The organism is Streptomyces sp. NPDC014894 (assembly GCF_043080985.1).
Classification (GTDB): Bacteria; Actinomycetota; Actinomycetes; order Streptomycetales; family Streptomycetaceae; genus Streptomyces.
In genome coordinates this window covers 20,044-44,824 of sequence record NZ_JBIBWD010000004.1, presented here as the reverse complement: position 1 = coordinate 44,824, position 24,781 = coordinate 20,044, and the positions used below count along the sequence as shown (strand labels likewise).

17 protein-coding genes are annotated in these 24,781 nt (G+C 70.5%); 6 read left to right on the top strand and 11 right to left on the bottom strand.

Going from position 1 to position 24,781, the window contains the following annotated elements; translation table 11 throughout:
* Positions 1-80 precede the first annotated feature (80 nt).
* From fusA to rpsL, 3 genes are read right to left on the bottom strand one after another with little or no spacing between them, the layout of a single operon-like run.
* Complete coding sequence (fusA, locus tag ACF089_RS11135; protein WP_392024884.1) at positions 81-2,207, bottom strand: elongation factor G; 2,127 nt, start codon at positions 2,205-2,207, stop codon at positions 81-83.
* Positions 2,208-2,245: 38 nt separating this feature from the next.
* Positions 2,246-2,716 (bottom strand): 30S ribosomal protein S7, encoded by a 471-nt coding sequence (gene rpsG, locus ACF089_RS11130; RefSeq protein ID WP_190121713.1) that lies wholly within the window; start codon positions 2,714-2,716, stop codon positions 2,246-2,248.
* 2 nt (positions 2,717-2,718) lie between these two features.
* On the bottom strand, positions 2,719-3,090 hold the full coding sequence (gene rpsL, locus ACF089_RS11125) for a 30S ribosomal protein S12 (protein ID WP_003948652.1): 372 nt from the start codon (positions 3,088-3,090) through the stop codon (positions 2,719-2,721).
* Between the two features lie 415 nt (positions 3,091-3,505).
* Between rpsL and ACF089_RS11120 the strand changes: the two genes are divergently transcribed.
* The 6 genes from ACF089_RS11120 (at position 3,506) to ACF089_RS11095 (ending at position 11,748) form a co-directional block, all read left to right on the top strand.
* On the top strand, positions 3,506-4,249 hold the full coding sequence (locus ACF089_RS11120; protein WP_392024881.1) for a Crp/Fnr family transcriptional regulator: 744 nt from the start codon (positions 3,506-3,508) through the stop codon (positions 4,247-4,249).
* Between the two features lie 247 nt (positions 4,250-4,496).
* Positions 4,497-5,345: a hypothetical protein gene (locus ACF089_RS11115; protein WP_392024878.1), complete on the top strand. Its 849-nt coding sequence runs from the start codon at positions 4,497-4,499 to the stop codon at positions 5,343-5,345.
* Between the two features lie 29 nt (positions 5,346-5,374).
* The gene (locus tag ACF089_RS11110) at positions 5,375-7,648 is read left to right on the top strand and encodes a hypothetical protein (protein ID WP_392025695.1); all 2,274 of its coding nucleotides are present in this window, start codon (positions 5,375-5,377) and stop codon (positions 7,646-7,648) included.
* Positions 7,649-7,728: 80 nt separating this feature from the next.
* Entirely contained in the window at positions 7,729-9,510 is a 1,782-nt protein-coding gene (locus ACF089_RS11105; protein ID WP_392024875.1) for a hypothetical protein, read from the top strand.
* On the top strand, positions 9,507-10,043 hold the full coding sequence (locus ACF089_RS11100) for a Pycsar system effector family protein (RefSeq protein ID WP_392024872.1): 537 nt from the start codon (positions 9,507-9,509) through the stop codon (positions 10,041-10,043). Before ACF089_RS11105 ends, ACF089_RS11100 begins: the two co-directional genes overlap by 4 nt.
* Before the next feature lie 907 nt (positions 10,044-10,950).
* Positions 10,951-11,748, top strand: a complete 798-nt coding sequence (locus tag ACF089_RS11095) for a M48 family metalloprotease (protein ID WP_392024869.1) — start codon at positions 10,951-10,953, stop codon at positions 11,746-11,748.
* A 27-nt stretch (positions 11,749-11,775) separates the two neighbouring features.
* On the opposite strand, the gene ACF089_RS11090 is transcribed toward ACF089_RS11095, so the two are convergent.
* From ACF089_RS11090 to ACF089_RS11055, 8 genes are all read right to left on the bottom strand, one after another.
* Entirely contained in the window at positions 11,776-12,384 is a 609-nt protein-coding gene (locus ACF089_RS11090; protein ID WP_392024866.1) for a hypothetical protein, read from the bottom strand.
* A gap of 174 nt (positions 12,385-12,558) precedes the next feature.
* Positions 12,559-13,002 (bottom strand): helix-turn-helix domain-containing protein, encoded by a 444-nt coding sequence (locus ACF089_RS11085; protein ID WP_392024863.1) that lies wholly within the window; start codon positions 13,000-13,002, stop codon positions 12,559-12,561.
* Positions 13,003-13,615: 613 nt separating this feature from the next.
* Positions 13,616-13,867, bottom strand: coding sequence for a hypothetical protein (locus tag ACF089_RS11080; protein WP_392024860.1), 252 nt, complete (start codon positions 13,865-13,867; stop codon positions 13,616-13,618).
* Between the two features lie 170 nt (positions 13,868-14,037).
* Complete coding sequence (locus ACF089_RS11075) at positions 14,038-17,937, bottom strand: DNA-directed RNA polymerase subunit beta' (protein WP_392024858.1); 3,900 nt, start codon at positions 17,935-17,937, stop codon at positions 14,038-14,040.
* 97 nt (positions 17,938-18,034) lie between these two features.
* Entirely contained in the window at positions 18,035-21,517 is a 3,483-nt protein-coding gene (gene rpoB / locus ACF089_RS11070; protein ID WP_392024855.1) for a DNA-directed RNA polymerase subunit beta, read from the bottom strand.
* A 622-nt stretch (positions 21,518-22,139) separates the two neighbouring features.
* The gene (gene rplL, locus ACF089_RS11065) at positions 22,140-22,523 is read right to left on the bottom strand and encodes a 50S ribosomal protein L7/L12 (protein ID WP_190121720.1); all 384 of its coding nucleotides are present in this window, start codon (positions 22,521-22,523) and stop codon (positions 22,140-22,142) included.
* 112 nt (positions 22,524-22,635) lie between these two features.
* Positions 22,636-23,166 carry a 50S ribosomal protein L10 gene (gene rplJ, locus ACF089_RS11060; protein WP_392024851.1) on the bottom strand — a complete coding sequence of 177 codons (531 nt, stop codon included), beginning with the start codon at positions 23,164-23,166 and terminating at the stop codon, positions 22,636-22,638.
* A gap of 326 nt (positions 23,167-23,492) precedes the next feature.
* On the bottom strand, positions 23,493-24,650 hold the full coding sequence (locus ACF089_RS11055; RefSeq protein ID WP_392024849.1) for a hypothetical protein: 1,158 nt from the start codon (positions 24,648-24,650) through the stop codon (positions 23,493-23,495).
* Positions 24,651-24,781: the final 131 nt, after the last annotated feature.

Sequence of the window (24,781 nt, the reverse complement as noted above, 5' to 3'; positions counted from 1 at the left end):
TCCAACCGTATACGTAGGTATTCGGCCGGAATGTCCTCGGCAGGCTCCGGTGACAAGCCTAAAGCGTGTACTCGGGTGAGTTACTCGCCCTTGGCCTTCGCGATGATCTCCTCGGCGACGTTCCGCGGAACCTCGGCGTAGGAGTCGAACTGCATCGAGTAGCTTGCGCGACCCGAGGTCTTGCTGCGGAGGTCTCCGACGTAGCCGAACATCTCCGAGAGCGGCACCAGGCCCTTGACGACCTTGGCGCCGGCCCGGTCCTCCATGGCCTGGATCTGGCCACGGCGGGAGTTGATGTCACCGATGACATCGCCCATGTAGTCCTCGGGCGTGGTCACCTCGACCGACATCATCGGCTCAAGAAGCACGGGGCTCGCCTTGCGCGCGGCCTCCTTGAACGCCTGCGAACCGGCGATCTTGAAGGCGAGCTCGGACGAGTCGACCTCGTGGTAGCCACCGTCGAGGAGCGTCAGACGGACGCCCGTCATCTCGTAGCCGGCCAGGATGCCGAACTGCATGGCCTCCTGCGCGCCCGCGTCCACCGAGGGGATGTACTCCTTGGGGATGCGGCCACCGGTGACCTTGTTCACGAACTCGTACGACGCGTCGCCGCCCTCGATGGGCTCGATCGCGATCTGCACCTTCGCGAACTGACCGGTGCCACCGGTCTGCTTCTTGTGGGTGTAGTCCACGCGCTCGACGGCCTTGCGGATCGTCTCGCGGTAGGCGACCTGCGGCTTGCCGACGTTCGCCTCGACGCGGAACTCACGGCGCATCCGGTCGACCAGCACCTCGAGGTGAAGCTCGCCCATACCACCGATGATGGTCTGGCCGGTCTCCTCGTTGGTGTGCACCTGGAAGGAGGGGTCCTCCTCCGCGAGACGCTGGATGGCGACACCCAGCTTCTCCTGGTCACCCTTGGACTTGGGCTCGATCGCGACCTGAATGACCGGCGCCGGGAAGTCCATGGACTCCAGGATGACCGGGTTCTTCTCGTCGCTCAGCGTCTCACCGGTGGTGGTCTGCTTGAGGCCCATGACGGCGACGATGTCGCCCGCGCCCACCGACTCGATCTCCTCACGCTTGTTCGCGTGCATACGGTAGATCTTGCCGATGCGCTCCTTGCGGCCCTTCACGGAGTTCAGGACCGCGGTGCCCGAGTTCAGGCGTCCGGAGTAGATCCGGATGAAGGTCAGCTTGCCCAGGTGCGGGTCGCTCGCGATCTTGAACGCGAGGGCCGACAGGGGCTCGTCGTCCGACGGCTTGCGCTTGACCACGACCTCCGGGTCCTTGACGTCGTGGCCCTCGATGGCCTCGACGTCCAGGGGGGAGGGGAGGTAGCGCACGACCGCGTCGAGCAGGGGCTGAACGCCCTTGTTCTTGAACGCGGTGCCGCAGAAGACGGGGGTGACCGTGACGCCCTCGGACTTGCCGGAGGCGATGGTGATACGACGGATCGCCGCGTACAGCTGCTCCTCGGTGGGCTCGACGCCCTCCAGGTACAGCTCCATCAGCTCTTCGTCGTTCTCGGCGACCGTCTCCAGAAGCTTGCCGCGGTACTCCTCGGCAGCCTCGGTGTGGGTGGCCGGGATGTCGACGACGTCGTACATCTCGCCCTTGGACGCCTCGGCGGACCAGACGAAGGCCTTCATGGTGACGAGGTCGACGACACCCTTGAAGTCCATCTCGGCGCCGATGGGCAGCTGCATCACGATCGGCGTCGCGCCCAGGCGGTCGCTGATCATGTCGACGCAGCGGTGGAACTCGGCGCCCGTACGGTCGAGCTTGTTGACGAAGCAGATACGCGGAACGCCGTAGCGGTCCGCCTGACGCCAGACGGTCTCGGACTGCGGCTCAACGCCGGCGACGCCGTCGAACACGGTGACAGCGCCGTCGAGGACGCGGAGCGAACGCTCCACCTCGACGGTGAAGTCGACGTGACCCGGGGTGTCGATGATGTTGATGGTGTGATCGACGTCCTCGAGCGGCCAGTGACAGGTCGTCGCGGCGGACGTGATCGTGATGCCGCGCTCCTGCTCCTGCTCCATCCAGTCCATCGTGGCAGCGCCGTCGTGGACCTCACCGATCTTGTAGCTCACACCGGTGTAAAACAGGATGCGCTCGGTGGTCGTCGTCTTGCCCGCGTCGATGTGGGCCATGATCCCAATGTTGCGGACCTTGGCCAGGTCAAGCGAAGTGGTGGCCATATGGCTCAGTCTTCTCTCGGTCTCGATGGGGGTAGCGACTACCAGCGGTAGTGCGCGAAGGCCTTGTTGGACTCGGCCATCTTGTGCGTGTCCTCACGCTTCTTGACCGAAGCGCCGAGGCCGTTCGAGGCGTCCAGCAGTTCGTTCATGAGGCGCTCGGTCATGGTCTTCTCGCGGCGGGCGCGGGAGTAGCCCACGATCCAGCGCAGCGAGAGGGTGGCGGCACGACCGGGCTTGACCTCGATCGGCACCTGGTAGGTGGCACCGCCGACTCGGCGGGACTTGACCTCGAGCGAGGGCTTGACGTTCTCCAGCGCGCGCTTCAGCGTGATGACCGGGTCGGCGCCGGTCTTCTCGCGGAGGCCTTCCATGGCGCCGTAGACGATCCGCTCGGCGGTGGAACGCTTGCCGTCAAGCAGAAGCTTGTTGATCAGCGAGGTGACAAGAGGAGAGCTGTAGACCGGGTCGATGATGACCGGGCGCTTCGGGGCGGGGCCCTTACGAGGCATTCTTACTTCTCCTTCTTGGCGCCGTAGCGGCTACGGGCCTGCTTGCGGTTCTTGACGCCCTGGGTGTCAAGGGAGCCGCGGATGATCTTGTAGCGAACACCCGGCAGGTCCTTCACACGGCCACCACGCACGAGCACGATCGAGTGCTCCTGCAGGTTGTGTCCCTCACCCGGGATGTAGGCCGTGACCTCGATGCCAGAGGTCAGACGCACACGCGCGACCTTGCGCAGGGCCGAGTTCGGCTTCTTCGGGGTGGTCGTGAACACACGCGTGCAGACGCCGCGGCGCTGAGGGGAACCCTCGAGTGCGGGCGTCTTGTTCTTCTCGACCTTGTCCTGCCGGCCCTTCCGGACCAGCTGCTGGATCGTAGGCACTACTTCTCCGGTTTCTGTGTGCCGTTCGTGAAACTAACCTGGAACGCCACCGACCCACGCGGTCGGGTGTGTCGAAACTGCGAGACCCTCGCCGCGAGGCGAGAAAAGGCGCAGATTGCGGTGGCCGCTGATCGGGCTCGCCATGCGGTTGAGGACACGCACAGGAGCCCAGGCACACCCCAGGCACAAGGTCAGAGCGTACCTACCGCATGGGCTGCGGTCAAAACAAATGGAGTCCACCGCGACGCGCCGGACTTTCCGCCCGCATTGCCCCATCAGGGTCCCCCGCGGACCCCGTGTGCGCGTCCGCACCTATGGGTGAAAGGGCTTTCATGGCTCAATCACGCCGTTCCGAGCCCGTTCACCGCCCCCCTTCAGTACCTTTTCGGACGCCGCACGACGATCGGGGGACTGGATGACGGCAGCGTATTCACTCAGTGACGGGGGCCTGGACGACCGGGTTCCCTTTCTCGCCAGGCTGGAGAGGGAGGACCGCTCGGCCCTGCTCGCCCTGGGGCACGAACTCGCCTTCGCACCGCGCACGGTCGTGCTCCACCAGCACGAACCCTCCTCGCACGTGCTCTTCATCGTGCGCGGCTGGACCAAGGTCACCGCTTCGGCGGCCAACGGCTACGAGGCGCTCCTCGCGCTCCGCGGCCCCGGCGACATCATCGGCGAGTCCTCCGCGCTGACCGGCCGGCCGCGCTCGGCGACGGTGACCGCGCTGGAGCCGGTGGGGACCGTCGCCGTGGAGCGCGGGCGCTTCACGGAGTTCCTCAACCGCTCCCCCGCCGTCTCCTTCGCCCTGCTCGGACTCACCTCCGACCGCACCAGGGCGGCCGACCGGCGGCGGCTGGAATTCGCGTCGATGAGCGTCCGGGAACGGCTCGCCGCGCTGCTGCTCGATCTGGCGCGGACCCACGGCAGACGCACCGAGGAGGGCGTCGAGCTGTCCGTGGCGCTGAGCAAGCAGGAGCTGGCCGGCTCGGTCGGCGCGTCCCGGGAGATGGTGCAGCGGCTGCTCAGGGAGTTGCGGGACCGGGACGCGGTGGCGACCGGACGGCGGACGCTGGTGATCATGCGGCCGGACGTGCTGCGCAGGATCGCCCGCGCCGAGCGCCCGGGGCCCGACGCGCTCCCCGCTCCCCGGGAGACCTGACGGCGACCCGGCGCACCCGGCGGACGCCGCGAATGTCCGCCGTACGCCGGGCCGCCGGGCTCCCGGGTCCGCCGACCCCGGGAGCCCGGCCGGGCGCCTCCCGCCCCTCACACCGCGTACCCGGAGGACTCCGCGGAGCGACTCTGTGCACACGGTCACACTTCGAGTGCGTCATCCGCCCTCACGCCCCGCGCGCCCCGGCGGCGACGCTGCTGCGTGCGACGACACCCCCCTCCGGAAGGCGACCATGAGCGAGCCCGTGCACCGCGTGATCCTGCTGCTGGACATCGAGAAGTACAGCGACCGGGACGATGTCGAGCAGGCCTATCTGCGCCGGATGCTCTACGACGTCACGGATCAGGTCCTGGAGGCCGCGGGCATCGACGAGACCCTGCGGATCCGGGCGGACCGGGGCGACTCCGTCATGGAGCTGATCGACGCCAACGCCTCCCCCACCGCGCTGCTGCGCGCCGTGCTCACCGAGATCCCGGTGCAGCTGCGCATGGTGAACCGGATGGCGTCGCGATCGGCCCAGATCCGGCTGAGGACGGTCGTGGCCGACGGCTATGTGGCCGTGGACGGCTACAACGGCTGGGTCGGCTCCGACCTCAACCACGCCTGCCGGCTGCTCGACGCCCAGCTGCTGCGGGACGCCCTGCGCGAACGGACCGACGACTTCGCCCTCTGCGTCTCCCAGAGCGTGCACAGCGGGATCGTGCGGCACGACCACCCGGGCATCCCCCGGGACCGCTTCCACGCCGTCACGGTCGGCAGCAAGAACGGCCCGCTGAACGCGTGGCTGTACGGACCGGTCCCGGGCTCACGGGGGCCCGGGAACGGTCCGGAGCACCGTCCGGAGGACGCACAGGACCACCGTGAGCAGGGGGCGGCCCCGGCGCCGGGCGGCGTGGGGGACCGCCCGGCCCCGGAGGTCGGGACGGCCGCCCCCAGGGGCGGCGTCAGCGTCTCCTTCCAGGGCGGCTCGCCCTCCTTCGGCGGCAGCCTCGTCACCGGCGACCAGCACGGCGTCTCCGGCGGACAGGTCACCGGAGACGTGCACCTCGGCGGCACGGGCGGACCGGAGGCCCGGCGGTGAGCCGCGCCGACACCGACGCCGACGCCCCCATGGCCGGGCCCCCGCCGGGCGCCGGACCGGCCCCGGCCGACGGCGGCAGGGGCCAGGCCCGCGACGACGACGCCCGGGAGACCGGCTCCGACGGCGAGGCGGACGGCGGCGGCGAGGACGGCGACCGGCCCGATCAGCCGCAGGACGCCTGGTCGGCGCTGCGCGACCTCCAGGGCCACAGCCCCAGGAACATGCGGGTCGGCGGCTCCGCCCGGTTCGGCGGCGGCCTCGTCGGCGGCGACCAGCACGGCGTCTCCGGCGGACAGGTCGCCGGAGACGTCTTCATGGGCGGCAAGACCGAGATCCACTACCGGATCGGCGGCTCCGCGTCGGCCCAGGCCTCCGGCGTCGTGCCCCGGTCCACGCTGGACCGGCTGGCCGCCTTCTTCACCGCCGACGACGACCACTTCGGCCGGCTGCTGGAACGGCTCCGCGACGAACGCGTCCTGGTGCTGACCGGCCCCGACTTCTCCGGCCGGCGCACCGCCGCCCTGATGCTGCTGCGCCGCCTCGGCGTCACCCCCGTACGCGCCCTGGCCAAGGACACCGCCCCCGCCGATCTCGCCCGGATCGGCGGCGCGCGCCCCGGCGAGGACGACGGCCCGCGCGCCGGCGAGCCGGGGGCGCACGCGGGCGGGCCGGGAGCGGGGGCGCCGACGGCCGGCGGACATCTGCTCTGCGACCTGGTCACCCGCCGGGACCGGCCGCTGCGCGAGACCCATCTGCTGGCCGCCCGCGACCGGCTCACCGAGGAGAACGCCTATCTGGTGATCACCGTGGGGCCCGCCGCCGCCCTGGACGGCGTCGCCGCCGCCGAGTGGCGGCCGCCCCCGGCCGCCCAGCTGCTCGGCGCCCATCTGCGGGCGCTCGCCGACGACGACACCGCCGCCCGGATGCTGGCGCTCCCGGCCGCCGACGCCTTCCTCGCCCTCCGCCACCAGCCGCGCGAGGTCGCCGCCTTCGCCGAGGTGCTCGCCCGGCACGCGCGCGGCGAGGCCACCGCCGAGGAGGTCGCGGGCTTCTCCGGGACCGTGCTCAAGGCCCAGGTCCAGGAGTGGTTCGAGGAGGACGAGACCTCGATCCCCCTGCGCGACAAGGCCTTCCTGGTGGCCCTCGCCGCCTTCGACGGCGGACCGTACGCGCTGACCGCCGAGCTGAGCGATCTGCTGTACGCGTACCTCCTGAAGACCGAGAACCCGTCCGCCGCGCCCGTCGTCCCCGTCTTCGGCACCCATATCGGCAAACGGCTGCACCTCGCGCGCGCCGAGCGGTACGAGGAGGACGAGCACACCGAGTGGGGCCCGGTCAGCCAGTCCAAGGCCGCCTACCAGGACGACCGGGCCGCGCTGATCCTGCTCGGCGAGCTGTGGACGGGACACCCCTCGGCCCGCCCCGCCCTGGTCAGCTGGCTGCGGCAGCTCGCCGACGACGGCCGCCCGCTGGTGCGCACCCGGGCCGCCTCCACCGTGGCGATCCTCGCCCGCACCGATCTGCCCTCCGCCATGGCGCTGATCATCGAGCCCTGGGCGCTCTCGGACCGCTACCGGCAGAAGCTGGTCGCGGCGAACGCGCTCGCCCTCACCCACACCCTGGGCACGCCCAACGTCCCGCGCATCCTCGACCAGTGGTGCCACTCCGGCGACCTCGGCCTGTGCTGGGTCGCGGTCCGGACCTACGCCCTGATCGGGCCCGAGCACCCCGCGCAGACGCTCGCCGCCCTGCGCGGAGCCGCCCGCAATCTCTACGCCGGCGCGGCGGACGGCCAGAACCCCGACCCGCTGATGGCCGGCGAGCTGGGCGAATCGGTCGCCCTGCTGCTGCTGTCCGACGCGGACGAGGAGATCCTCTCCGAGCTGCGGCGCACCGTCGACGACGACGCGGCCGTGCACGACCTCACCCTCGGCGGCTTCCTCGGCGCGTGCCGCCGCACCGAGGACGCCGAACGGTACGGAACGCCCCTGCTGCTCGCCCGGTACGCCCGGGCCCCCGAGCACACCCGGATCGCCGCCGACATCGCCGCGCTCTGGCGGGCCGCGCTCGGCGACCGGCACTTCACCCGTCTCGCGCTGGACCGGATGCGCGAATGGGTGCTCACCGCCGACCGCTCCGAGGCCGCCGAATGGGCGCTGGCCGCACTGCTGCCCGCGCTGGTCACCGGCGTACCGGAGGCCCAGCGGCTGGCCCATCTGCTGCGGACCGTGCCCGGCGCGGACGGCGCGGACCCGCCGCCGGTCGCCGCCCGGCTGCTCACCGTTCTGCCGAGGCCCCACTGACCCGTCCCTCCGCACACCCGCACAACCGAACGTCCGTACGTCCGTCCCGGCCGGGACCGCTCCCGAGGAGACATCGCGACATGGCCGACTTCCGCCGCCAGCCCGAGTGGCAGCAACCGGCAGACCGGCACACCCCCCTGTTCGACCCGGTGCTCACCGTGCGGCAGCTGTCGCGCTTCGAGTTCTCCCGCAGGGCGCTCACCCGTATCGACCACGCACTGGTCTTCACCAGCCCGAAGGGCGCGTACGACGCGTTCCTGCCGCCGCTGCGGCCCTCGCGCTCGGAGGTCGCGGCCAAGCGCTACACCTCGGTGTACGAGGTGGACATGGGCGTCCACCCCTTCAGCGCCGAGCTGGGGCTGCCCAGCGACAACGACGCCTTCGAGTTCACCGCCGAGGTCGATCTGTCCTGGCAGGTGGCCGATCCCGCGCTGTTCGTGAAGAGCGGTCACCGCGATGTGCCCGCCCTGCTGGTGGGCGATCTCCAGCGCGCCGCCCGGCCGGTGACCCGGGAGTTCGCCATCGCGCGGAGCGCCGAGGCGGAGGAGACGATGCTGCGCAGGATCGCCGCGACGGGCCCGCTGGGCGCGGCCGCCGGACTCCGGGTCACCTGCACCGTACGGCTGCGCCGGGACCAGGAGAACATCGATCACCAGCTGCGGCTCCAGGCCATCGACCACTCCGCGACCGAGCAGATCCGGGTCGCCGAACGGGGCATGGAGTACGACGTCGCCTTCGACCGGCGGGCCCGGCAGCAGGACGAGCTGCAGCTCGGCCGGGCCTCCGAGTACGGCCGGGCGCAGCAGGAGCTGGCCCTTCAGCAGCAGCGGTGGGCGCATGAGCAGGCGATGCTGCGGGGCCGGCAGGAGATCGAGCTGCAGAAGATCGAGGCCGAGAAGATCGACTTCTATCAGTGGCATCTTCAGCAGGGCGGGGTGCATCAGTGGGCGCTGCATCTGGCGCGGCATCCGGAGGACTCCCGGCTGGTGATGAACAACATGCGGGAGGACCAGCTGCGGCTGATCCAGTCGCAGATGGATCTGGTGCGGCAGCTGCTGAGCGGCGACGGCGCGGAGAACTACGAGCTGGAGGAGCCCAAGAAGCTGGCGCTGCGGGCGATGAGCGACATCCTCAACCAGCGCCTCCCGGGTGTGGAGCAGGCGCCGCCGCCCCTTCCGGAGGGGGCTCCGGACGCTCCCGCGCCCCAGTCCGTCCCGGGCCCCGCGGAGCCGGGGCAGCCCGCCGCCGAATCCGACCGGCCCGCAGGGCAGGCCCCGTGGTCCGGCGCGGCGGCCGGGTCCGCGCATCCGGGGCGGACGGCGCCGGAGCCCGCGCGGCCGGAGTGGGACCCCGCTCCGGCCCGGCCCGCCCACGCTCCCGGCCACCCGCCTGTCCCTGGGGCCGTCCCTGGGGCCGTCCCTGGGCCGGGGACGGATTCCGGTACGGCGTCCGGTACGGCGTCCGGTACGGCGTCCGGTACGGCGTCCGGGGCCGGGGCGGGGACGGATTCCGGTACGGCGGGGACGGCGGGGACGGCGGCGCGGGCCGCGTCCGGCGGGGAGGCGTACGGAGTGCCCGGCGCGGGACGGGAGGCGTACGGGACGCCCGGCGCGCCGCCGCCCCCGCCCTCGTACGCACCGGGTGACGTCCTGCCCTCCGCCCACCCGGGCGGACCGCAGGCGGCCCCCGCCCAGGGTCCGGGCACGATCCCCGGGTGGCAGCCCCCGCCCGGCTACGGCAGCTCGCCGACGCCCGGCCCGGTCGCGGCCCAGCCCCAGCCGCAGTCACAGCCGCAGCCCGGCGCCGAGGGCCCGGAGCCCGGCCCGGCCGCCGACAGCGCCCGGGAGGAGACGGCCGGATGACCACCACCGACCCGGCCCCGGCCGCCCCGCCCCGGCCCGCCCCTCTCGAACCCACCCCGGCGGAACGTCTCCTCAACGAGCTGCGGACCGAGATCGCCCGCGCCGACAGCAAGGCGTCCGTCCTGGTGGCGGCGCTCGGCATGACGGCGGGCGTGTTCAGCGGAGTCCTCGCCGGGCGGGACTGGACGCCCCGCGAGCTGTCGGGACCGGCCACCGCCGTCTGGTGGACCGGAGCCGGCTTCTTCGCCCTCGCCCTCAGCGCGCTGCTGCTCGCCGTGCTCCCCCGCTACGGCGGATCCCGCTGGCAGCCGGGACAGCCGCTCACCTACTTCGGCGATGTGCGGCAGGCGGCCAGAACCGGACAGCTGGCCGCGGCGCTCGCGTCGACGGAACAGACCCCGGCCGCCGGGCTCACGGCGGCACTCACCGAGACCAGTCATATCGCCGCGCGCAAGCACCAGTGGATACGCGCCGGGCTGATCGCCTTCTGCGTCGGCACCGTGCTGCTCCCGGCGTCCCTGCTCATCGGCTGACGTTCATCACCCGTGAAGGAAAGACACGATGACCCATCCACCGGCCGCCCAACCGCCGACCCGCCCCGAGGACCCGCGGACGTCCACCGACCCGGCGGTTCAGGTCCCGCCCCAGCCGGCCGCCCCGCCGTACCCGGGCGCTCCCGCACACCCGTCGGAGCCGGTACCGGCCCACCCCGCGGACCCGCCCGCCTACCCGGGCGCTTCCGCCGCCCCGACGTCCCCGCCGCCGACCACGGGCCCTGCGCCCGCCCCCGGCCCGACGGCCGAGCCGCCCCCGTACCCCGGCCCGGCGTACCCGACGAGCCCCGGCCCGGCCCATCCGGCTGACCCCGCACAGCCCCGTCCGGCAGCGACCCACCCGTCGGGCCCGCCACCGGCCCACCCGGAGAGCCCGGCACCGGGCCCGGCCCGACCGACGGACTCCGGACCGGCCCACCCGACGGACCCGGCGCCCGGCCCGGCCGCCGAGCCGCCCCCGTACCCCGGCGCACCCGCCACACCCACGACCCCGGCACCGGACGCGCAGACGGCTCAAGCGCCCCCGTACCCCGGCGCCCCGCAGCCACCGCGGGCCCACCCCGGACCGGCCCACCCGACGGACCCGGCGCCCGGCCCGGCCGCCGAAGCGCCCCCGTACCCCGGCGCACCCGCCCCGCCGCGGGCCCACCCGGGCCCGGAGCCGGGGGCCGGCCCGGTCGGGGGACAGGGCTCCGGGCCGACGCACCAGGCGCGCCCCGCCGATCACCCTCACCACATCTCCGTCGAGCAGCGCCGGATACATCTCAGCGCGCGTCAGCGCGGCGCGGACGCGACCGCCGTCGGGAATCTGCTGATCTACGTCCCCAACTTCCTCGCCAGCCTCTTCGTCGTCGCCCTCGTCTCGCTCCTCTTCGGCGATCTGGCGTTGGTCTTCATACTGGCGTGGCTGGTCAGCGGGGTGTTCATCTTCCACCGGCCGACCGAGAGCGCGATCGCCCGCAGGCTGCTGGGGCTGCGCTACCCGACCCCGCAGGAGCGGGCCCGGCTGGAGCCCGTGTGGCGGGAGGTCACCGCGCGCGCGGGTGTGGAGGGGCGTGACTACGAGCTGTGGGTGGAGGACAGCGACGACCTGAACGCGGTCGCGGCGGCCGGCCATATCGTCGGGGTGACCCGGTTCGCGATGAATCATCTGCCGAACGGCGAGCTGGCGGCCGTGCTCGCCCATGAGCTGGGCCACCATGTCGGCGGCCACGCCTGGTCGTCGCTGCTCGGCCACTGGTACGCGCTGCCGGGCCGGACCGCCTGGCGGCTGATGCGCGGCTTCGGCCGGGTCGCCTACAAGGTGTCCCGGATCTTCTCCTGCTTCGGCATCGGCTTCGTGCTGCTGGTCTTCGGGGCCTTCGCCTTCGCCACGGTCAGCACGCTGTACGGGCTACCGCTGCTCGTCCTCGCCGTGCCGTACGCCCTCGCGGCGGTGAGCAGGCGGGCCGAGCTGCGGGCCGATCAGCACGCGGCGGCGCTCGGTTTCGCGCCGATGCTGGCCGCCGTGCTCGACCGGATGCACCAGACCGATCAGCACCGGGCGATGGTGGCGCGGGCGTACAACGGCGGGATGCCGCTCCAGGAGCCCAGCGCGCTGAGCAAGCTGCTCTCCTCGCACCCGGACCACCACACCCGGCTGCACCGGCTCCAGCCGTACCTCCAGCCGCCGTCGCGGCGCTGAGCGCCGGCCGGCGGCTCCCCCGGGGAGCTAGCGGGAGTGCCCGTCGGGCGGCTCGCCCGCGCCGGAGGAGGTGTCGCGCCGGGCGCGCCGGGCGCCGGGGAGCCTCGGGATCGTGGGCACCTTGGACTTGCGGTTCTTGGGTACGAGGGCGGGGGCCGGGGCCTCGGGGTCCGGCGGCTCCGCCGGGGGCCGCCGGGGCTCCTCGCGTGCCTCCGCGGCCCGGCGGGACTCCTGTCCCCCGGGCGCTGCGGGCGGTTCGCCGGACTCCTGGCCGGGCCCTTCGGCGCGGCCGCGCCCCTCGTACGGCAGCCCCTGCTCGTCGCGGGGGAAGGGGATGACGGCGGCCTGGCCGGGCGTGCGGCCGACGAGCCGGAGCGGCCGGGCGAGGGCGGCGGCCCGGGCCTCCTCCAGCGCCGGGCCGTACTCGGCGGCGGCGTCGGCCCAGCCGTCGGCGTACGCCGCGATCTCGCGACGGTCGATCTCCTCGTGGAGCAGCACGGCGACCTCGGCGGGGGCGTGGCTCTCCAGCAGCCGGCCGAGCAGGGCGAGCAGCCCCGGCAGATCGCCCGGGGGAACGGCCGGCAGCGGCGGTGGTGCCGCTGGTGTGCCGTGTCCCGTCGCGTTGCCCTCGGCCATCCGTATCTCTCGTTCGCGTCCCGTCGACGCCCACCCCGCCCGCCCGGCGGAGGGCAGCCCCCGGCGAAGCCGCTGACCGCCGGGGCGCGCGCACAGGCCCGCGTCGGTGCGGGGGCGGGCTGGATCAGCTTACTGGTGGGGGAAAACGGGACGCGGGCGCGCCGTCGCGCCCGCTCAGTCCTTGGCGAGCGGGGCCCGGCGGGCCGGGGCGGGCGGCAGGAACTGGCCCGCGACCTTGATGAACAGCTCCCGCTGGTCGGCGGGGACGCCCAGTCCCGCGGCGGCCTCCTCCAGGGTCAGCCGGCGGGCTCCCGCCGGGGCCGGGGCCGGGGCGGGCCCGGTCTCCGCCGGAAGCGGGAGGTCTTCCTCGGTGAGCCGGCCGGAGCGGATGAGCATGTCGCGCACCGGCACCTCCAGCACATGGGCGAGACGCCGGGTGGTCTCCAGATCGGGCATGCTCTGGCGCTGGAGCAGCCGGGTGATGGCGGCCCGGTGGACTCCGGCCTCGTCGGCGATCCGGGACTTGCCGCCGCCGCGCGGGCTGTCGATGTCGAAGCCCCGGCGGCGGATCAGCTCTTCGATCCAGGCGGCGAACTGATCCAGGTCATTGGCGGTCATGGGGTGGTCGCCTCCCTCCGAAACGAACCCCAGACTATCGCGCTTGCGCGCACAGAATCACGTGATTCCGCGCGCGCACGGTGTTGATTCCGCGAAGAAACGCGCACAGCTCATTGCGAGCGCACAAACAACACACGCGAGCGCGAGCCCCCAGCACCTCCCGCCGGGGTACGGGAGTCTCCGCGGCCGTACGCGCCCGGCCCGCATCCCCGTCCGCCGTCGCACCGCGCCCGCCCCTGCGGGAGCACGCGTCGCGACCGTACCGACCTGCGGAGAGCGAGCCCGGTGCGCCCGGCCCGGCGGACGACGCCCGATCCCCCGCGCGCCGCACACGGCGTACGCGGGCCCCGAGCGCGGGCCGCCCCGGGAAGCGGGCTCCGGCCGTCTCGACGCGATGGCCGCGCCCATGCGGTGACGACGTTGCGCGCCCGCGCATCGCGGGTCTCGATCCCTCCGCGCGAGGGCGGACGGGAAACACGCGCATCAGATATCCGTCCTACGCCGACGGGCCCGGAGACCGCGCCCCCAGCGGGTTCGAGCGCCGGCCCCGACGAGAAAGAGGCGGCCACCCCGCCCCGGGGTGACCGCCTCCTCCGTCTGCGCGCTCCCGGTCTCACCGTCCGCCCTCCCCACCGGGTCGCGCCCGCGACCCGTCGTCGCCGTCGGCCCGTACCGCCTCCTGCCAGCCGCTGGTGAATCCGCGGATCTCGGCGTCCACGGCGATCCGCGCGCCGACCTTGCCCACCACGGAGGTCAGGGTGCGCGCGACCGCGCCGGAGTAGGTCCCCGCCTCCCCTTCCTCGGCGGCGACCTCCACCGCGGCGGCGACCACCTCGGCCAGCCGTTCCTGCGCACTGCCGATCATGTGCGCCCCACCTTTCGAATCTTTGTTCGATTAGCTTGAGGGTAACGCCCTCCCCGGCGGCCGCACCACCGCGAACCCGGGCCGCCGCGCGACGCGGGCCCGGGGCCGGGCGGAAACGCCGAAGGGCGGCCGCCCCTTTCGGGGTGACCGCCCTTCGGCGTAAACCACTCTTACTGGTTGTACGGACCGTAGTCGTAGTCCTCCAGCGGAACGGCCTGGCCGGAGCCGGTGCCGAACGGCGAGTAGTCGATGTCGTCGTAGCCGACGGCCGAGTACATCGCGGCCTTGGCCTCCTCGGTGGGCTCCACCCGGATGTTGCGGTAGCGGGACAGACCCGTACCGGCCGGGATGAGCTTACCGATGATGACGTTCTCCTTGAGGCCGATCAGGGAGTCCGACTTGGCGTTGATCGCCGCGTCGGTCAGGACCCTGGTGGTCTCCTGGAAGGACGCCGCCGACAGCCACGACTCGGTGGCGAGCGAGGCCTTGGTGATACCCATCAGCTGCGGACGGCCGGAGGCGGGGTGCCCGCCCTCGGTGACCACACGACGGTTCTCGGTCTCGAACTTCGAACGCTCCACCAGCTCGCCCGGCAGCAGCTCCGCGTCGCCGGACTCGATGATCGTCACACGGCGCAGCATCTGCCGGATGATGATCTCGATGTGCTTGTCGTGGATCGACACGCCCTGCGAGTTGTAGACCCGCTGGACTTCGCCGACCAGGTGGACCTGGACGGCCCGCTGGCCGAGGATGCGCAGCACGTCGTGCGGGTTGGTCGCACCGTAGGTGAGCTTCTGGCCCACCTCGACGTGGTCGCCCTCGTGGACCATGACCTTGGCGCGCTTCGAGATCGGGAAGGCCGTCTCGTCGCTGCCGTCGTCGGGGGTGACGACGATCTTCTTGGTCTTCTCGGTCTCCTCGATACGGACGCGGCCGGCCGCCTCCGAGATCGGGGCGACACCCTTGGGCGTACGCGCCTCGAACAGCTCGACGACACGCGGCAGACCCTGGGTGATGTCGTCACCGGCCACACCACCGGTGTGGAAGGTACGCATCGTCAGCTGGGTGCCGGGCTCACCGATGGACTGGGCGGCGATGATGCCGACCGCCTCACCGATGTCGACCAGCTTGCCGGTGGCCAGCGAGCGGCCGTAGCAGTACGCACAGGTGCCGACCGCGGACTCACAGGTCAGGACCGAGCGGGTCTTGACCTCCTCGACGCCCGCGGCGACGAGCGCGTCGATGAGCACGTCACCGAGGTCGACATTGGCGGGGGCGATGACCTTGCCGTCCACCACGACGTCCTCGGCGAGCATCCGCGCGTACACGGAGGTCTCGACGTCGTCCGTCTTGCGCAGAACGCCCTCGGCGCTCTTCTCGGCGATCCGCAGCTTGAGGCCGCGGTCGGTGCCGCAGTCCTCCTCGCGGATGATGACGTCCTGCGAGACGTCCACCAGACGACGGGTGAGGTAACCCGAGTCGGCGGTACGCAGGGCGGTGTCCGCCAGACCCTTACGGGCGCCGTGGGTGGAGATGAAGTACTCCAGCACGGACAGGCCCTCGCGGAACGACGCCTTGATGGGACGGGGAATCGTCTCGTTCTTGGCGTTGGACACCAGACCACGCATACCGGCGATCTGACGCATCTGCATCATGTTTCCACGAGCACCCGAGTCCACCATCATGAAGATGGGGTTGGTCTTCGGGAAGTTCGCGTTCATCGCCTCGGCGACCTCGTTGGTCGCGCGGGTCCAGTTCTCGATCAGCTCGTTCGTGCGCTCCTGCTTGGTGATCAGGCCGCGCTCGTACTGCTTCTGGATCTTCTCGTCCTTGGCCTCGTACAGAGCGACGATGGCCTTCTTCGCCTCCGGGACGACAACGTCCGAGATGGCGACGGTGACGCCGGAACGAGTGGCCCAGAAGAAGCCGGACGCCTTCAGGTTGTCGAGCGTCGCCGCCACGATGACCTTGGGGTAGCGCTCGGCGAGGTCGTTGACGATCTCCGAGAGCTGCTTCTTGCCGACCGAGTAGTCGACGAAGGGGTAGTCCTCGGGCAGCAGCTCGTTGAAGAGCGCGCGGCCCAGGGTGGTGCGCAGGCGGAAGCTGTCGCCCTGCTGCCACTCCGGCTCGCCCTCTTCGCGGGCCGGCGGGGTCCAGCCGCGCGGCGGGATGGTGCCCACCGGGAAGCGGATGTCGACCTTGGCCTGGAGGGACAGCTCACGGGCGTCGAACGCCATGATCGCCTCGGCGGTGGAGCCGAAGGACCGGCCCTCGCCCTTGACCTCGCGCTCCTCCTCGTCCGTGGTGAGGAAGAAGAGGCCGAGCACCATGTCCTGGGTGGGCATGGTGACCGGACGGCCGTCGGCCGGCTTGAGGATGTTGTTCGAGGACAGCATCAGGATGCGGGCCTCGGCCTGCGCCTCCGCGGAGAGCGGCAGGTGGACGGCCATCTGGTCACCGTCGAAGTCCGCGTTGAACGCGGTGCAGACGAGCGGGTGGATCTGGATGGCCTTGCCCTCGACCAGCTGGGGCTCGAAGGCCTGGATGCCGAGACGGTGCAGCGTGGGCGCGCGGTTCAGCAGCACCGGGTGCTCGGCGATGACCTCTTCGAGGACGTCGTAGACGACCGTGCGGCCGCGCTCGACCATCCGCTTGGCGCTCTTGATGTTCTGCGCGTGGTTCAGGTCGACCAGGCGCTTCATCACGAACGGCTTGAAGAGCTCCAGCGCCATGGCCTTGGGCAGACCGCACTGGTGCAGCTTCAGCTGCGGGCCGACGACGATGACGGAACGCGCCGAGTAGTCGACTCGCTTGCCGAGGAGGTTCTGACGGAAACGGCCCTGCTTGCCCTTGAGCATGTCGCTCAGGGACTTCAGCGGGCGGTTGCCGGGGCCCGTGACCGGGCGGCCGCGGCGGCCGTTGTCGAACAGCGCGTCGACGGCCTCCTGGAGCATCCGCTTCTCGTTGTTCACGATGATCTCGGGGGCGCCGAGGTCGAGAAGACGCTTGAGGCGGTTGTTCCGGTTGATCACACGGCGGTACAGGTCGTTCAGGTCGGAGGTCGCGAAGCGGCCGCCGTCCAGCTGCACCATCGGACGCAGGTCCGGCGGGATGACCGGGACGCAGTCCAGCACCATGCCCTTGGGGCTGTTGCTGGTCTGGAGGAACGCGGAGACGACCTTGAGGCGCTTGAGCGCACGGGTCTTCTTCTGGCCCTTGCCGGTACGGATGATCTCGCGGAGGCGCTCGGCCTCCTCGTCGAGGTCGAAGGACTCCAGGCGCTTCTGCAGCGCGGCGGCGCCCATCGAACCGTCGAAGTAGGTGCCGAAGCGGTCGCGCAGCTCGCGGTAGAGCAGCTCGTCGCCCTCCAGGTCCTGGACCTTGAGGTTCTTGAAGCGGTTCCACACCTCGTCGAGGCGGTCGATCTCGCGCTGGGCGCGGTCGCGCAGCTGCTTCATCTCGCGCTCGGCGCCTTCGCGCACCTTGCGGCGGACGTCGGCCTTGGCGCCCTCGGCCTCCAGCTCGGCCAGGTCGGTCTCGAGCTTCTTGGCGCGGGCCTCGAGGTCGGCGTCGCGGCGGTTCTCGACCTGCTGGCGCTCGACGGAGACATGCGCCTCCAGCGAGGGCAGGTCGCGGGTGCGGCGCTCCTCGTCGACGAACGTGATCATGTACGCGGCGAAGTAGATGACCTTCTCGAGGTCCTTCGGCGCGAGGTCCAGCAGGTATCCGAGGCGCGACGGCACGCCCTTGAAGTACCAGATGTGGGTGACGGGGGCGGCCAGCTCAATGTGGCCCATCCGCTCACGGCGCACCTTGGCGCGGGTGACTTCGACGCCACAGCGCTCACAGATGATGCCCTTGAAGCGGACACGCTTGTACTTGCCGCAGTAGCACTCCCAGTCCCGGGTCGGGCCGAAGATCTTCTCGCAGAAGAGTCCGTCCTTCTCGGGCTTGAGCGTGCGGTAGTTGATCGTCTCGGGCTTCTTGACCTCGCCGTGGGACCACTGGCGAATGTCGTCAGCGGTGGCCAGGCCGATCCGAAGCTCGTCGAAGAAGTTGACGTCGAGCACTATGCGTCAATCCCTCTCAGGGTTGTGTCTCAAGGTGGTCTGTACGGGGTCCGGGGCAGCGGCCGGGATCACCTGGAGGTGATCCCGGCCGGACCCGTCAGACCTCTTCGACGCTGCTCGGCTCGCGCCGGGACAGGTCGATGCCGAGCTCTTCCGCAGCGCGGAAGACGTCCTCGTCGGTGTCGCGCATCTCGATGGACATGCCGTCCGAGGACAGCACCTCCACGTTGAGGCACAGGGACTGCATCTCCTTGATGAGCACCTTGAAGGACTCGGGGATGCCGGGCTCGGGGATGTTCTCGCCCTTGACGATGGCCTCGTAGACCTTCACGCGGCCGGTGACGTCGTCGGACTTGATGGTCAGCAGCTCCTGGAGGGCGTACGCGGCGCCATAAGCCTCCAGCGCCCACACCTCCATCTCACCGAATCGCTGGCCGCCGAACTGGGCCTTACCGCCCAGCGGCTGCTGGGTGATCATCGAGTACGGGCCGGTCGAACGGGCGTGGAGCTTGTCGTCGACCAGGTGGTGGAGCTTGAGGATGTACATGTACCCGATGGAGATCGGGTCCGGGAACGGCTCGCCGGAGCGGCCGTCGAACATCCTCGCCTTGCCGGACGGGAGGACCATGCGGTCGCCGTCGCGGTTGGGGATCGTGGACTCGAAGAGACCGGAGATCTCGTCCTCGCGGGCGCCGTCGAAGACCGGGGTCGCGACATTGGTGCCGGGGGCGACGTCGTCGGCCCCGATCGCCTTCAGCCGCTCCATCCACTCCTCGTTGCCCTCGACCTTCCAGCCCTGGCTGGCGAGCCAGCCGAGGTGGATCTCGAGGACCTGTCCCGGGTTCATCCGGGACGGGACGCCGAGCGGGTTGAGGATGATGTCGACCGGGGTGCCGTCCTCCAGGAACGGCATGTCCTCGATCGGCAGGATCTTGGAGATGACGCCCTTGTTGCCGTGACGGCCGGCGAGCTTGTCACCGTCGGTGATCTTGCGCTTCTGGGCGACGTAGACGCGGACCAGCTGGTTCACGCCGGGCGGCAGCTCGTCGCCCTCCTCGCGGTCGAAGACGCGGACGCCGATGACCTTGCCGATCTCGCCGTGGGGCACCTTCAGCGAGGTGTCACGGACCTCACGGGCCTTCTCGCCGAAGATCGCGCGGAGCAGGCGCTCCTCCGGGGTCAGCTCGGTCTCGCCCTTGGGCGTGACCTTGCCGACCAGGATGTCGCCGGCGACGACCTCGGCGCCGATGCGGATGATGCCGCGCTCGTCGAGGTCGGCGAGGACCTCCTCGGAGACGTTCGGGATGTCCCGGGTGATCTCCTCGGGGCCGAGCTTGGTGTCACGGGCGTCGACCTCGTGCTCCTCGATGTGGATCGAGGAGAGGACGTCGTCCTGCACGAGGCGCTGCGACAGGATGATCGCGTCCTCGTAGTTGTGACCCTCCCAGGGCATGAACGCCACGAGCAGGTTCTTGCCGAGCGCCATCTCGCCCTGCTCGGTGGCGGGGCCGTCGGCGAGGACCTGGGACTCGACGACCCGGTCGCCCTCGGAGACGATGACCTTCTGGTTGACCGAGGTTCCCTGGTTGGAACGGGAGAACTTGGCCACCCGGTAGGTGGTGTACGTGCCGTCGTCGTTGGCGACGGTGATGTAGTCCGCGGAGACCTCCTGGACCACACCGTCCTTCTCCGCCTTGATGACGTCGCCGGCGTCGACCGCGCAGCGGTACTCCATGCCGGTGCCGACCAGCGGCGACTCCGCCGTGATCAGCGGAACGGCCTGACGCATCATGTTCGCGCCCATCAGGGCGCGGTTGGCGTCGTCGTGCTCCAGGAAGGGGATCATGGCGGTCGCGACCGACACCATCTGGCGCGGCGAGACGTCCATGTAGTCGACCTCGGCCGGCGGCACGTAGTCGACCTCGCCGCCGCGGCGGCGGACCAGCACGCGGGGCTCGGTGAAGCGCATCTCGTCGGAGACGATCGCGTTCGCCTGGGCGATGACGAAGCGGTCCTCCTCGTCGGCGGTCAGGTAGTCGACGTCGTCGGTGACCTGGCCGTCCACGACCTTGCGGTACGGGGTCTCGACGAAGCCGAACGCGTTGACCCGGCCGTAGGAGGCGAGCGAGCCGATCAGACCGATGTTCGGGCCTTCGGGCGTCTCGATCGGGCACATGCGGCCGTAGTGCGAGGGGTGCACGTCACGGACCTCGAAGCCGGCCCGCTCACGCGAGAGGCCACCCGGGCCGAGCGCCGACAGACGGCGCTTGTGGGTGAGACCCGACAGCGGGTTGTTCTGGTCCATGAACTGCGACAGCTGGCTGGTGCCGAAGAACTCCTTGATGGAGGCGACGACCGGCCGGATGTTGATCAGGGTCTGCGGCGTGATCGCCTCGACGTCCTGGGTGGTCATGCGCTCGCGCACGACCCGCTCCATACGGGCGAGACCCGTACGGACCTGGTTCTGGATCAGCTCGCCGACATTGCGCAGACGGCGGTTGCCGAAGTGGTCGATGTCGTCGGTCTCGACGACGATCTGCGTGCCGGACTCGCCGACCGTCTCGGTCTCGCCGGCGTGCAGCTTGACCAGGTACTTGATCGTGGCGATGACGTCGTCGGTGGTGAGCACCCCGGCGTCCAGCGGCTCATCGGCGCCGAGCTTCTTGTTCACCTTGTAGCGGCCGACCTTCGCGAGGTCGTAGCGCTTCGGGTTGAAGTAGAGGTTCTCGAGCAGCGTCTGAGCGGCCTCGCGGGTCGGCGGCTCGCCCGGGCGGAGCTTGCGGTAGATGTCGAGCAGCGCGTCGTCCTGGCCCTGGGTGTGGTCCTTCTCCAGGGTGGCGCGCATCGACTCGTACTCGCCGAACTCCTCGAGGATCTGCTCGGTGGTCCAGCCGAGAGCCTTGAGCAGCACGGTGACGGACTGCTTGCGCTTGCGGTCGATGCGGACACCGACCATGTCGCGCTTGTCGATCTCCATCTCCAGCCAGGCGCCCCGGGAGGGGATGATCTTGGCCGTGTAGATGTCCTTGTCGGACGTCTTGTCGATGGAGGAGTCGAAGTAGACACCCGGCGAGCGGACCAGCTGCGACACGACGACACGCTCGGTGCCGTTGATGACGAAGGTGCCCTTGTTGGTCATGAGCGGGAAGTCGCCCATGAAGACCGTCTGGGACTTGATCTCGCCGGTCTCGTTGTTGGTGAACTCGGCCGTGACGAAGAGGGGCGCGGCGAAGGTGAAGTCGCGCTCCTTGCACTCGTCGATCGAGTTCTTGGGAGGCTCGAAGCGGTGGTCCCGGAAGGTCAGGGACATCGACCCGCTGAAGTCCTCGATCGGGGAGATCTCCTCGAAGATCTCCTCCAGACCGGACTTGGTGGGGACGTCCTGTCCACTCTCCAGAGCCGCCTCGACCCGAGCCTTCCACGCGGCATTGCCGAGCAGCCAGTCGAAGCTCTCGGTCTGGAGCGCGAGGAGGTTCGGAACCTCAAGAGGCTCCTTGATCTTTGCAAAGGAGATGCGCAGCGGGGCAGTGCTGGCGCCGTTGTTCGTATTCGCGGTCGAGGCGTTGCGCGAGGCGGCCAAGAGGGGGTCCTTCCGAGGGCTCGGACTCACTACGCGCGTACCGGTCCCAAGCCAGGCACAGGGAGAGAAATCCCAGGTCAGGGATGGATCAATCCACTGTGCTGATGCGAGGGGATGCCCCTGGTGACGGGCAGGGGGCAGCTAACAGGCAGCGCAAAGGGTCAGTGTAGCCACTTGGCACACTGATGTCCAGTGCGGGTTCTGATGACCCTCGTTGTTCTCAACTCCGCGCTACCCCGCGCCATGAGGCGCACCTCGATACTGCCCGTTCGGCCGTCGATCCATGCCTCGGATCCGGATCGTTGTGACGACGCGTCCTGAGAATTGCGCGCTGCGTGCGGTTCGTCAAGGCCCCCCGCCCCGTACCGGCTGCTGGGATCGTCACTGACCAGGGGCTGACCTGGGCCTGATGCGCACGGCGATGATCACCATACTCCCCGCCCGGGGAAGTGCAACGCAGCCCTCGCTCAACGCCGAAAGGCGACCACCCGGATGGGTGATCGCCCTTCGGTTGAGCCCTGAGCGGCCGCACCGGGGTCCCTGGAAGGATGCTTTTCAGCCCTTCTCGGGACCCTCAGGGGGCCTCTGAGAGGCCCGGAGAGTCACAGGGTGACTCAGGAGGTCACTTGACCTCGACGGAGGCGCCGGCGCCCTTGAGGGACTCGGCGGCCTTCTCGGCGGCGTCCTTGGCGACCTTCTCGAGGACGGGCTTCGGGGCGCCGTCCACGAGGTCCTTGGCCTCCTTGAGGCCCAGGGAGGTCAGCTCGCGCACGACCTTGATGACCTGGATCTTCTTGTCACCGGCGGCGGTGAGGATGACGTCGAACTCGTCCTGCTCCTCGACGGCCTCGGCGGCGGCGGCAGCGCCACCGGCGGCGGCGACGGCGACCGGGGCGGCGGCGGTGACGTCGAACTTCTCCTCGAACGCCTTCACGAAGCCGGCGAGGTCAATGAGGGTCATGTCCTCGAACTGGGCAAGCAGCTCGTCCTGGGTGAGCTTCGCCATGATGGGCGATCCTTCCACTAATTCGGCGTGTGCCGGGTGTATGTGTCGGCGGGCGTACGGCCCGCTGCGATCAGCGCCGCCTCACGGGGCGCCGATCAATGCGCGAGCCGAATTACTCGGCACCGCCCTGCTCGGCCTGCTTGGCACGAAGCGCCTCCGCGGTGCGGACGAACTTCGAGGGAAGCGCCTGGAAGAGCGCGGCAGCCTGGGACTGCTTGCCCTTCATGGCGCCCGCCAGCTTGGCGAGCAGAACCTCGCGGGACTCGAGGTCCGCAAGCTTCTTGATCTCATCGGCGGACAGCGCCTTGCCGTCAAGGACACCGCCCTTGATGATCAGGTTCGGGTTGTCCTTGGCGAAGTCACGAAGACCCTTCGCCGACACCACCGGGTCACCGGTGACGAAGGCAACCGCCGTCGGACCGGTGAACAGGTCGTCGAGCGAGTTGATCCCGGCCTCGTTGGCCGCAATCTTGGTCAGCGTGTTCTTCACCACGGCGTACTGGGCGTTCTCACCGAGCGAACGGCGCAGCTCCTTGAGCTGAGCCACGGTGAGACCCCGGTACTCGGTCAGCACGGCGGCGTTCGAGCTGCGGAACTGGTCCGTCAGCTCGGCCACCGCGGCAGCCTTGTCGGGCCTTGCCATGAGCGTCGGCCTCCTTCCGGGTGATGAGGACCGCGCGGACCCGAAGGAGACACCTCAAAAAACAAAACGCCCCGAGCGCAGGCGCACGGGGCACAGCTCAACCGAAAAATGTCCGGGAACTATCCACAGTCACCTACGCGGGTCGTCCGTCATCAGCGGATCCTTCGGCCGCCGCACCCTCTTACGAGCACGCGGCAACGACCAGCGGTCTTTGGCTTCTCCGGAAGAGTACGCGAGCGGATCGCGCCGAGGCAAATCCGCACAACCGGGGCCGGGGGCCTGGGGCTGCCCGCGGCCCCCGGCGGCGTCAGGGGCGCTCAGGAGCGTCAGCCGGTGGCGGTGGAGCCTTCCAGCTCCTTCAGCTCCGCCTCGGCCTTCTGCAGATCCTTCTCGGCCTGCTTCAGCTCCTTCAGCTCCTTCTCGATGCTCGGGTCCTTCTCGACGCCCAGCTTCTCCAGCTCCTTGAGCTCCTTCTCCAGCTCGGCGCTGACCGGGGTGTCGCCCGCGTCCGTCGCGGGCTCGTCCCCGGCTCCGGGCTCGTCCCCGGCTCCGTCCCCGGTCGCGGGCTCCTCGCCGGGCGCGGACTCCTCCACGGCCTTCCCGAGGTCCTTGAACATCTCCATCAGATCCGCGGTCTGGCCGGCGGGCGGGGCCTCGACCTGAACCTTCACTCCGTAGTCGGAGTAGGTCGAGGTCATGTCCATGTCTCCGGCGGCGGTCTTCAGCGAGACCTCGATCCGGACCGGGAGATCGTCCTCGTTGATCCACAGCTGGGTGTCGTACTTCTCGACGCCGGACGCCTTCATACCGTCGAGCAGCTCCTCGCGCTCCTTCTCGCCGAGGAGGTCCGTGGTCTTGTCGGCCTTGAGCATCTCCTCGACCGTGAGGCTGCCCCGGTAGTGCTGCGTCGCGACGCCGTCGATCTTCTTCTCGCCGACGCGCTCGATGTTCGGCGACTCCAGGAGGAGGGCCGTCTGCTGGGCCGGGTCCTGGTTCATCGAGTCCAGGCCGCCGGTGAGCTGCTTCTGAAGCTCCTGGTCACCGCTCTCGCCGGACATCTCGGCCATCGCGCCGAGGTCCATCTTCATCCAGCGCTTGCCGTCCATGCCCTTGGCCGCCTCGGCGCCCATGTCCATGTAGAGGGTCTTGTCGACCCACTTCATGGTCATCTTCTCCGGGCCGCCGGCCCCGCCGCCGAACAGCTCGCCGCCGCCGGTCATGGTGAGGTCCATCAGGGTGGGGTCCCAGCCCTGGACGCCGGAGATCTTCGCGGTCCCGTTGTCGCCCTTCGGACCGTTCTTGAACGCGATCTCCAGCGCGACCTTGGCCGTGCCGGCCTTCTCGGTCTCCTTGTACGACGCGGTGAGGGCCTGTGTCACCGTGCGCTCCCGCGCGCCCGACTCGGTGCCGCAGCCCGCGACCGCGACGACCACGGCCATCGCCGCCGCCGGGAGTCCGGCGCGCTTCCACACGGTCTTGCTCATGACCCGCCCCTTGGCTCTTTTTTCATCCTTTACGAACAGATGGACGGTATCCCACGCCACTGACAGCCCGGGAACAGAAAAATCCGGCCCCCGCGGTCTCGTGAGAGACGCGGGGGCCGGACAAGGCACTG

Bases quoted from the DNA above. Each gene is read 5' to 3' on its own strand.
- fusA (WP_392024884.1), bottom strand. From the start codon at position 2,207: ATGGCCACCACTTCGCTTGACCTGGCCAAGGTCCGCAACATTGGGATC.
- rpsG (WP_190121713.1), bottom strand. From the start codon at position 2,716: ATGCCTCGTAAGGGCCCCGCCCCGAAGCGCCCGGTCATCATCGACCCG.
- ACF089_RS11120 (WP_392024881.1), top strand. From the start codon at position 3,506: ATGACGGCAGCGTATTCACTCAGTGACGGGGGCCTGGACGACCGGGTT.
- ACF089_RS11115 (WP_392024878.1), top strand. From the start codon at position 4,497: ATGAGCGAGCCCGTGCACCGCGTGATCCTGCTGCTGGACATCGAGAAG.
- ACF089_RS11110 (WP_392025695.1), top strand. From the start codon at position 5,375: ATGGCCGGGCCCCCGCCGGGCGCCGGACCGGCCCCGGCCGACGGCGGC.
- ACF089_RS11105 (WP_392024875.1), top strand. From the start codon at position 7,729: ATGGCCGACTTCCGCCGCCAGCCCGAGTGGCAGCAACCGGCAGACCGG.
- ACF089_RS11100 (WP_392024872.1), top strand. From the start codon at position 9,507: ATGACCACCACCGACCCGGCCCCGGCCGCCCCGCCCCGGCCCGCCCCT.
- ACF089_RS11090 (WP_392024866.1), bottom strand. From the start codon at position 12,384: ATGGCCGAGGGCAACGCGACGGGACACGGCACACCAGCGGCACCACCG.
- ACF089_RS11085 (WP_392024863.1), bottom strand. From the start codon at position 13,002: ATGACCGCCAATGACCTGGATCAGTTCGCCGCCTGGATCGAAGAGCTG.
- ACF089_RS11080 (WP_392024860.1), bottom strand. From the start codon at position 13,867: ATGATCGGCAGTGCGCAGGAACGGCTGGCCGAGGTGGTCGCCGCCGCG.
- rplL (WP_190121720.1), bottom strand. From the start codon at position 22,523: ATGGCGAAGCTCACCCAGGACGAGCTGCTTGCCCAGTTCGAGGACATG.
- rplJ (WP_392024851.1), bottom strand. From the start codon at position 23,166: ATGGCAAGGCCCGACAAGGCTGCCGCGGTGGCCGAGCTGACGGACCAG.
- ACF089_RS11055 (WP_392024849.1), bottom strand. From the start codon at position 24,650: ATGAGCAAGACCGTGTGGAAGCGCGCCGGACTCCCGGCGGCGGCGATG.